Consider the following 8864-nt stretch of genomic DNA (forward strand, 5'->3'; position numbering starts at 1 on the left):
CGGTCGACTTGCGCCTGGGCGCGGGCGGCGAGCTCGGCAACGACCCGCGTGCGGCGCACTGGATAAACGTCGGTCTCGCGCTCGGAGGGCGGTTCTGATGGCCGCCGCCGCCGCCCCGGCGCAGGCCACCGCTGCGCCCGCCGTGCGCATCGCCCCGGTCGACAGCCCGGCCGAGCGCGAGGCCGACCGCATCGCCGACGCGGTGATCCGGGGCGGCAGCGTCTCGGCCCCGCCCGCGGCACCCGGCGGTCCCCCCGCGATCCACCGCACATGCGCGGCCTGCGCCGCCGGTGGCCCGCCCTGCGCCCATTGCGCCGAGGAGGAGCTGATGCGCAAGGCTGTGGGCACTGCGATGCCCTCCGCCGCCAACGCGTCTGCCGCCGCGGCCGCGATCTCGGGCGGGGGCCAGCCGCTCTCGCCCGCCACGCGCAGCTACTTCGAGCCGCGCTTCGGCGCCGACCTCTCCGGCGTCCGCGTCCACACCGAGGCCCGCGCCGCGCGGGCCGCACGCGGCATCGGGGCCAAGGCCTATGCCATGGGCCCGCACGTGGCCTTCGCACCGGGCCGCTACGCGCCGTCCACGGGCGAGGGCCGCCGGCTGCTCGCGCACGAGCTGGCGCATGTGGTGCAGGGCCACGGGACCGCCGGTCACGGGCCGTCGGTCTTCCGCGAGGGCGAGGACGACGCTGCAACCGCCGAGCCCGCCGCGCCGCTGAGCCGGCAGGAAGAGATCGCGCTGTCCCAAAGCTCTCCTGGCCGGGTGACCGCGACGCTGCGCCCGTTCCGATTCGTGCTCGAGAACTTCGCCATCGACAGCGCAAGGCTCAAGGACGAGCACCGCGCCGTGGTGGCCGAGCTGCGCAGGCTCATCGCCGTAGCGGAGCCCGGCGCGCTGCGGGTCGTGATCGTCGGGCACGCGGACGAATCCGGCCCAGAGCTGCACAACAGCGGCCTCTCGGTGCGCCGGGCCCGCGCGGTGCGGACGGCGCTCGGGCGGGCGTCGGTCGCGGGGATCGCCGGGTTCGGAGAGGCCGCGCCGCTCGATCCCGCCGACAGTGTCGAGGCCCGCAGCCGCAACCGACGCGTCGAGATCCTGCTGTTGCCCGGGCCCCGGCCTCCCCCGCCGGTGCGGGTCGAGGAGGACCCCCCGGTCGACGACGACACGCCCACACCGGTCGAGATCCGCGACCCTCCGCCGGTCGACGAGAGCTTCTGCGAGCGCTTTCCGCTGATCTGCGCGGCGCTGCTGGCGGGCGGCGGCATCGCCATCGGCGAGCTCCTGCGGCGTCTCCTGTGGAACGCCCTGCGCTCGGCGGCGGCAAGCCTCGCCGCGGGTGGCATCGCGGCGGCGCTCTCGACGCTGGCCACGGCGCTCAGCGGGCTTGGCGGCGCGCTCGCCGCGGCGGTGGGCTCGGCGCTGGCCTATTGCCTCGCGAACCCGTCGGCCTGCCTGCCCGACACCGACGGGCCGGGCGGTGACGACGACAACGATGACGACAACGACGAGGAAGACGACGAACCGCCCGAGCGCCACGCCTGCGTGGATGTGGTCAACCTGCCCGGCGGGGCGCTTCCGCCGGCGGTTCTGCAGGGCGCGGGCGTCAGGTATTTCCTTCAGCGCAGCTTCAACATGTCGATCATGTTCCGCGACGATCCCGAAACCGGCTGTGACTGCAGTTGCGGCGAGTACCTGCAGAAGGTCAACGGCACCTTCGAGAAGAACCTCGGGGCGGGCTGGGTGCGGATGCGCGCGCCGCCCACGGTGTCGAGTTCGCAGCTGCACCCGACCCGGCCCGAGGAGGACGCCCGGCACGGGCGGCTGCCCTATGGCCACAGGTTCAGCGACGCCGCGCGCAGCAGTGCCCGCGACCCGGAGGATTTCGACCAGTTCCTTCCCACCATGGAGGATGGCTGTCTCTATTCCGGCAGCGACTCGCCGGGGATCACCTTCGTGACCGATCCGCCGCCGGCGCCGGGCACCGAGTACCGGTTCCACCTCGAGTTCTCCGGCGTGCCGGTCGACGGCTGCCACGGGCGGCGCCCGATCCCTGGCCATCGCCACGAATGGACGGTGGACGGCTACGCCCGCATCCCCGAACCGACCGAGGAGCCGCCCGGGGACGACACGCCGGAGCCGGCCCCCGACACCGACGACACCCAGGCCGCCGACACCGCGCCGCCGCCGCGCTACGACGGGCCGACCATCGGCCCCGCGCCCGAGAACGCGGTCCCGGTCCCGACCGATCCGAACGCGTTCTGCGTCAACGACAACATCGCCTGCATCACGGCCGAATACCTCCTCGACCGCCGCCTCGTGCTGACCGAGGCCGAGATCGAACGCGCCGTCCTGCTCGAGTTCCAGGCCCTGCGAAACCGCTGCCGGGTCCATCGCTGGCGGCCCACGCCGGTTCAGCCGGACCGGCCTCTGATCTGGGACGGCTACGTGCGCAGCCAGGCCCGGGCGCGGGTCCGCCGCTACCTTGCCGCCCGCGGCATGCTGTTCGACAGCGACCCGGGGCCGCTCTGCCCGTTCCCGTGAGCGCGGACACCCGCGGGGTGACGTCAATTTCTGCCAAGCGCCGAGTGACGGGTATGCAACTCAGGCGCGAGATGATAACCTTGGGGTATAGTTAAGAAAGCATTCCTACTTCTCGGCGCGAGCGGTGTCTGGAGGAGCAATGAGTTCGGATTTCCCCCGGTCTCCCCGGGTCATGAAGGGCGGTCTGGTCGCCTATCAGTTGCCAGAGCTGACGCCCACGATCATCGTCTACCAGTACAACCCTGACGAGGTGCAGCGACAGTTGCGGCTGCGCGGGGGCGGCGGTGGCGGCCGCGGCGATTCCAACCGGGTGAACGGCCCTCCGGAAGAGACGCTCAGCTTCACGCTCGACATCGACGCGGCGGATCAGCTCGAGGTGCCCTCCGAGAACGCCATCACCGTCAGGAACGGTCTGCACCCGGTGATCGCGGCGCTCGAGGGGCTGCTCTATCCACCCTATCCGCTGGTCATCGCCAACGAGGCGCTGGCGATCGCCGGCACCGCCTTCATCCAGGGCGAGCAGGCCCCGATGGTGCTGCTGGTCTGGGGGCCGAGACGGGTGCTGCCGGTGCAGATCGACAGCCTGTCGATCCGCGAGCAGGCCTTCGACCAGCAGCTCAACCCGATCCGGGTGCAGGTCGAGATGTCGGCCAGCGTCCAGACCTATCGCGACCTCGACATCACCAACCCCGGTTACTGGGTCTACATGTCGTCCTTCACCCAGAAAGAGGTGATGGCGACGCTCAACACCTTCGGCAACCGGACCGGAATCCAGGGGCTGCTGCCCCTCTGAAGGAGACGCCATGTTCTTCCGCGGCTCGCGTTACGACACGGTCCCAGAGGCCGAACATGTCACGCCGGACGGGCGGGTGCTGCGCTACAAGCGCCGCCGCGTGATCCCGGTCACGCCGGCGCCTCTGGGCACGCTGGTGCGCCCGGGCGACCGTCCCGACCTCGTGGCCTTCCGCACGCTGGGCGACCCCGAGCTGTTCTGGATGCTCTGCGATGCCAACCTGCAACAGCGCCCGGCCGAACTGACCGCGAAGCCCGGAGACGTGGTCGGAGTGCCCGGGCCGGAAGGCGGGCGGCCATGATCTTTCCGACGTATTTCCGGGTCGAGGTCGGCTTCGCGCCGCTGCCGCCGCCATGGTTCACCGCCCTGCGCGAGATCGAGGTCGAGACCGCGGTGGGGCAGGCGTCGATCTTCCGGCTGCATTTCGAGCTCTCGCGCAACGCCTTCGGCGATTTCGACGCGCTGGCGCTGGACCTCTTCGCGCCGCTGATGCCGGTCTCGATCTCGATTTCTGCCGGGCCGGGCGTGCCGCTGACGATCATCAACGGGCGGGTGGCCGACGGGCAGCTCGGGGTGACCAACACCCCCGGCACCTCGACCTACGAGGTGGTGGGCATGGACGTGCTCGGCACCGCCATGGCCCAGCAGCAGGCGCCGTTTCCCTGGACCAACATGTCCGACGACCAGATCGCGGCCTCGATCTTCGGCAGCCACGGGCTGGTGCCGGTGGTGATCCCGACGCCGCCGCTGCGCATCGACCCCGAGACGGCGACGGTGCAGCGCGGCTCGGACGCAAATTTCCTGCAGCAGCTGGCGCAGCGCAACGGCTACGCGCTCTACGTCCAGCCCGAGCCCGTCAGTGGCCGCGACGTGGGGCATTTCCACCCGCCGCTGACGCCACCGCTGCCGCCACAGGGGGTGCTGTCCATCGACTTCGGCGCCCGCACCAACCTCGACAGCCTCAACGTTTCCAACGACATGCTGCAGCCGAGCGGCGTCATGGGCTCGAAGATCGACCCGCGCAGCGGCGTGCCGGTGCCCGTGGTCGCGCCCGCCGCGGCCGAGATGCCGATGGGGCTGCAGCCGGCGCTGAGCAGGATCGTTCCGCCGCCGGTCGAGCGGATCCACGACACCGATGCCGACGGACCGGCCGAGGCGCAGTACCAGGCGTTGCAGCGCGCCACTGCGAGCGCCCGGGCGATCCGCGCCACCGCCGAGGTCGACGGGGTGAAACTCGCGCGACCGCTGTTTGCCGGGGTGCCCGTGCTGGTGCGCGGGGCAGGGCGGCAGCACAGCGGGCTCTACTACGTCGAAAGCGTCACGCACCGGATTTCGCGTGACGAGTACAAGCAATCGGTCGGGCTGTGGCGCAATGCCGTGGGGCTGACGGGGGCCGAGGTCTTCGTCGATCCCTTCGCCGCGGCCTGACGACGCTGCGGCCTGACGGAGGACGACAAGGGAAAGGAGCACGACCATGCCCGACGGAACCCCGCGCGATCTGCGCGAAAGGGTCTACGGCAAGCACCGGGGCATCGTCCTGCGCTCGGACGACCCCGAGCGGCGCGGTCGACTGACCGCCATGGTGCCCGAGGTGCTGGCGGAGGTCCCGACCGGCTGGGCCGATCCCTGCGTGCCCTATGCCGGGCCCAATGCGGGCTTCCTGTCGCTGCCGCTGCCCGGAGCGGGCGTCTGGATCGAGTTCGAGGGCGGCGATGTCTCGCGCCCGATCTGGACCGGCTGCTACTGGCGCACCGCCGAGGCGCCGATGCCGCCGCCGGCCGGAGCAGGGGGCGAGCAGGCGCAGAAGATCTGGCGCTCGGACCTCGGCTTCACGGTGATGCTGGACGATGGTGCGCAGCTCATGACGGTGACCGACCCCACCGGCCAGAACAAGGTCGAGGTCGACGTGGCCACCGGCACGGTGACGATCAAGGGGCTCGCGAAGATCGTGCACGACGGCAAGCTCGTGCACATCGGCAGCGCCGCGGCGCGGCATCCGGCGGCCTTCGGTGACGACCTTCTGACCTATCTCAGCCAGCTGGTGACGATCTTCAACGCCCACGTGCACCCCGGCGAGCTGGCGCTGGGGGTCCTGCCGGTCACGCCTGCGCCGCCGGTCGGGCCGATGCCGCCGCCGACCCCCGCCCTGATCTCGACCAAAGTCTTCGTGGAGTAGCGCCGATGCCGAACCTTCGCCCCGGAAACCTGACCGACGTTCCCGCCGACGAGACGCAGTTCACCGGCTCGCTGGCGGATACGATCGAGCAGGAGCTCGACGCGCTCCTGACCCTCGACGGACTGCCGCAGCTGCCCTCGGACCCGACTGACAGCGAGGTGCGCGCGCGCCGCCGCTTCCTCATCGCCATTGCCCGCGGCGTGGTGCGGCACCTGCACGAGAACCCCGAGGCTTTCGTCGTCACCGTCTCGGGCGGCGACCATCAGGTCGCCATCAACGCGGAGCAGCTCTGATGGCGGTCCTGGCCGATCAGCTCGACTATCCCTACGGCTTCGATCCCCGGGGCCGGTCGCAGCTCACCGGCAAGTCGGACCATGTGCGCGACCTCATCGAACAGGTGCTCTTCACCGCGCCGGGCGAGCGGGTGAACCGCCCGGAGTTCGGCACGCCGATCAAGGATCTGGTGTTCGAGGGCCTCTCGGATACGCTCGTCGCCACCACCGAGCAGATGGTCCACGGCGCGCTGATCCGCTGGCTCGACGCGCTGATCTCGGTGGAAGCGGTCGAGGTCGAGGCGGTGGAGTCGACGCTCACGGTCACCGTCACCTACGCCCTGCGCGGCGACGACGACCGGCGCACCGAGATCTTCGAACGCAGGACGGAGGTCTAGCCATGGTCCTGTCCCCCTCCGGCGAGCTGTGGTGCGAGGACGAGCGGCGCTCCGCGACGCTGCTCGACGCGCAGCACCCGCTGAACGGGCTGGACTACGTCGAATACCGCCGCGACCGTAACGCGCCCGCGGGCCGGCAGTTCTGGCTCGAGGCGACCTTCCTCAAGCCGGCCCCGGCGCTCGATGCGTCGGAGGCCACGATCCTCGGCGGTGTGCGCAGCGTGGGCCTGCGCGTCGTGACCGTCGAGCCCGACGCCGCGAACCCTCTGCGCCTGCTGCTCTTTCTCGATGCCGAGGGCGATTTCTCGACCTACGTGCTGGCGCTCGAGCATGGCGATCTGGACCCGGAACGCTCGGAGGCAAGGTTCGGCTTCAAGGCCGGTTGCCCGACCGAGTTCGATTGCCGAGCCGTCGATCTCTGCGTGCCCAATCCGCTCGACGAGCCCGACCTCGACTATCTCGCCAAGGACTACCAGAGCTTCCGCCGGCTGTTCCTCGACCTGATCGCGGTGCGCAATCCCGACTGGACCGAGAGGCTGCCCGCCGATTTCTCGGTCGCGCTGGTCGAGATGCTGGCCTACGTGGGCGACTACCTGTCCTACCTTCAGGACGCGGGCCCCGCGACCGAGAGCTTTTTCGAGACCTGCCTGCACCGGGTGTCGATGCAGCGCCACGCGCGGCTCATCGACTATACGATGCACGACGGGCGCAACGCCACGACCTTCGTGCAGTTCGATCTCGAGCCCGCGCCCGATCCCACCCCCCGCGTGGTGCCTGCCGGCACCCGGCTGGTGACCCGCATCGCCCGCCCGCTGAACGGCGCGACCGGCGCGCCGGGAACGGTGCTGCCGGCGGACGCGGATTTCGACGGCGACCCGGCGCTCGAGGGGGCGAGCGTCTTCGAGACCAGCGCGCTCATCGCCACAACCTCGGCCCACAACCTGCTGATGGTCCACACTTTCGCGGATGTCGACTGCTGCCTTGCGAAGGGCACGCGCGAGGCGTTTCTCTATGGCCTCGACGGAGACGCGATCTACCGCCCGGCCTTTGCCGAGGGCGACTACCTGCTGATCGAGGAGGCCCGCAGCCCGACCACCGGGGCCGAGGCCGACGCCGACCCGCGCCACCGCCATGTCGTCCGGCTGGACGCGGTTGAGGACACCGACGATCCGGTGTTCTCGGACCGGCTGACCGGGGGCGATCTGACCGCGCGGCTCGATCCGCTGACGCAGGATCCGCTGCCGCTGCAACGGGTGCGCTGGCGGGTCGAGGACGCGCTGCCCTTCGCCGTCTGCCTGTCGAACGAGACCGCGCAGGCGGGGCTCGTGCGGAACGTGAGCGTGGTGCGCGGCAACGTGGCGCCCGCCGATCACGGCCGCACCGTGCGGCGCGACGGGCTGACCGTCGAGCCCGGCACCGGGCGCTGGCCGCTGGCGACGCTGCGCCTGCCGGACGCGGGGCTGACGCGGCACTCCGGCCCCTTCGACCCGGCGCTCTCCGCCGATGGCCGCCCGGTCACCGCCCGCCACGCGCTCGACGCACCGCCGCGGGCTGCCGCGCCGGCGATCCACCTGCGCGCCATTCTGACCAGTGCTGCGCGGCGGTTCTGGACCCCGGTGCCGCATCTCGGCGACAGCGGCGCCTATGACCGGCATTTCGTCGCGGAGACCGACGGCGACGGCAGCACCACGCTGCGCTTCGGCGACGACATCCACGGCCGCGCGCCGCTCAACGTCGAGAGCGTCACCGCCTTCTACCGCATCGGGTCTGGGCGCCGTGGCAACCTCTCTGCCGGGGCGCTGGTGCACGCGGTCGCGCCCGACCTCGCCTTCTGGGCCGATCCCGGCGTCGCCACCGGCCCGGTCTCGCTCGATCCGGGCGACCCGGGCGCCAATGTGGCCTTCGCCGAGATCGCCCGCGTGCGCCAGCCGCTGCCCGCCACCGGCGGCACCGACCCCGAGACCATCGAGGCGGTGCGCGCACTCGCCCCCGAAGAGGTCAAGGCGATCCAGTTCCGTGCCGTCACCGCCGGGGACTGGCGCGAGATGGCGCTGCGCCACCCCGGCGTCGCCTCGGCCAAGGCCCGGTTCCGCTGGGTCGGAAGCTGGCATTGCGTCTTCGTCGCGATCCATCCCGTGGACACCGGCAACCTCGTCGCGCTGCCCGGCGGCGGGGTGCGGCTGGCGGACGATTTCGCCGCAGAGATCCGCGCGCATCTGGTGAAGTTCAAGCTCGCCGGCACCGATCTCGCCGTGCGCGCCGCGCAATACGTGCCGCTCGAGATCGGGATCCGGCTCTGCATCGAACCCGGACACTACCGCGGGCAGGTGCTGCAGGCGGTTCACGAGGCGCTGTCGAACCGGGTCCGGCCCGATGGCAGCACCGGCGTCTTCTACCTGCCCGCACAGGATTTCGGCGCCGACGTCTACCTGTCGCGGCTCTACGCGGCGGTCGAGGCGGTCGACGGCGTCGAAAGCGCCGAGGTGCTGGTCTTCAAGCGCTACTGGGAACTGCCGGGCGACGCGCTCGACCGGGGCCGAATCGAGCTTGGCGATTTCGAGATCGCGCGGCTCGACGACGACCCGAACTTTCCCGAATTCGGCGTGCTGCGGCTTTCCGCGGTGGGAGGGGCATGATGGCGGTGCATCCCGATCCCCGCTTCTGCAACTGCTGCACGCCGGGCGTG

The 8864-nt window shown here is 71.3% G+C and carries 8 protein-coding genes; all 8 read left to right on the top strand.

Annotation, left to right across the window (positions count from 1 at the left end; translation table 11 throughout):
* The first annotated feature begins 97 nt into the window (after positions 1 to 97).
* Positions 98 to 2539, top strand: a complete 2442-nt coding sequence (locus HC022_RS13470) for a DUF4157 domain-containing protein (RefSeq protein WP_167452782.1) — start codon at positions 98 to 100, stop codon at positions 2537 to 2539.
* A gap of 139 nt (positions 2540 to 2678) precedes the next feature.
* Positions 2679 to 3332, top strand: coding sequence for a hypothetical protein (locus tag HC022_RS13475; protein ID WP_165617189.1), 654 nt, complete (start codon positions 2679 to 2681; stop codon positions 3330 to 3332).
* A gap of 10 nt (positions 3333 to 3342) precedes the next feature.
* On the top strand, positions 3343 to 3633 hold the full coding sequence (locus tag HC022_RS13480) for a hypothetical protein (protein ID WP_167452783.1): 291 nt from the start codon (positions 3343 to 3345) through the stop codon (positions 3631 to 3633).
* A complete protein-coding gene (locus HC022_RS13485) occupies positions 3630 to 4760 on the top strand; it encodes a phage late control D family protein (RefSeq protein WP_167452784.1) in 1131 nt (376 codons plus the stop codon). Before HC022_RS13480 ends, HC022_RS13485 begins: the two co-directional genes overlap by 4 nt.
* Positions 4761 to 4806: 46 nt before the next feature.
* Positions 4807 to 5508 (top strand): phage baseplate assembly protein V, encoded by a 702-nt coding sequence (locus HC022_RS13490; protein ID WP_167452785.1) that lies wholly within the window; start codon positions 4807 to 4809, stop codon positions 5506 to 5508.
* Positions 5509 to 5513: 5 nt separating this feature from the next.
* Positions 5514 to 5801 (top strand): hypothetical protein, encoded by a 288-nt coding sequence (locus HC022_RS13495; protein ID WP_008886186.1) that lies wholly within the window; start codon positions 5514 to 5516, stop codon positions 5799 to 5801.
* Positions 5801 to 6178, top strand: a complete 378-nt coding sequence (locus tag HC022_RS13500; protein WP_167452786.1) for a GPW/gp25 family protein — start codon at positions 5801 to 5803, stop codon at positions 6176 to 6178. Before HC022_RS13495 ends, HC022_RS13500 begins: the two co-directional genes overlap by 1 nt.
* Positions 6179 to 6180: 2 nt before the next feature.
* A complete protein-coding gene (locus HC022_RS13505; protein WP_167452787.1) occupies positions 6181 to 8814 on the top strand; it encodes a hypothetical protein in 2634 nt (877 codons plus the stop codon).
* Positions 8815 to 8864 lie beyond the last annotated feature (50 nt).

This window comes from Salipiger sp. HF18, assembly GCF_011806505.1.
GTDB lineage: Bacteria > Pseudomonadota > Alphaproteobacteria > Rhodobacterales > Rhodobacteraceae > Salipiger > Salipiger thiooxidans.

What these genes read in the sequence shown, in the direction of transcription:
- HC022_RS13505 (WP_167452787.1), top strand. Translation starts at nt 6,181, where the DNA reads ATGGTCCTGTCCCCCTCCGGCGAGCTGTGGTGCGAGGACGAGCGGCGC.
- HC022_RS13480 (WP_167452783.1), top strand. Translation starts at nt 3,343, where the DNA reads ATGTTCTTCCGCGGCTCGCGTTACGACACGGTCCCAGAGGCCGAACAT.
- HC022_RS13500 (WP_167452786.1), top strand. Translation starts at nt 5,801, where the DNA reads ATGGCGGTCCTGGCCGATCAGCTCGACTATCCCTACGGCTTCGATCCC.
- HC022_RS13490 (WP_167452785.1), top strand. Translation starts at nt 4,807, where the DNA reads ATGCCCGACGGAACCCCGCGCGATCTGCGCGAAAGGGTCTACGGCAAG.
- HC022_RS13485 (WP_167452784.1), top strand. Translation starts at nt 3,630, where the DNA reads ATGATCTTTCCGACGTATTTCCGGGTCGAGGTCGGCTTCGCGCCGCTG.
- HC022_RS13475 (WP_165617189.1), top strand. Translation starts at nt 2,679, where the DNA reads ATGAGTTCGGATTTCCCCCGGTCTCCCCGGGTCATGAAGGGCGGTCTG.
- HC022_RS13470 (WP_167452782.1), top strand. Translation starts at nt 98, where the DNA reads ATGGCCGCCGCCGCCGCCCCGGCGCAGGCCACCGCTGCGCCCGCCGTG.
- HC022_RS13495 (WP_008886186.1), top strand. Translation starts at nt 5,514, where the DNA reads ATGCCGAACCTTCGCCCCGGAAACCTGACCGACGTTCCCGCCGACGAG.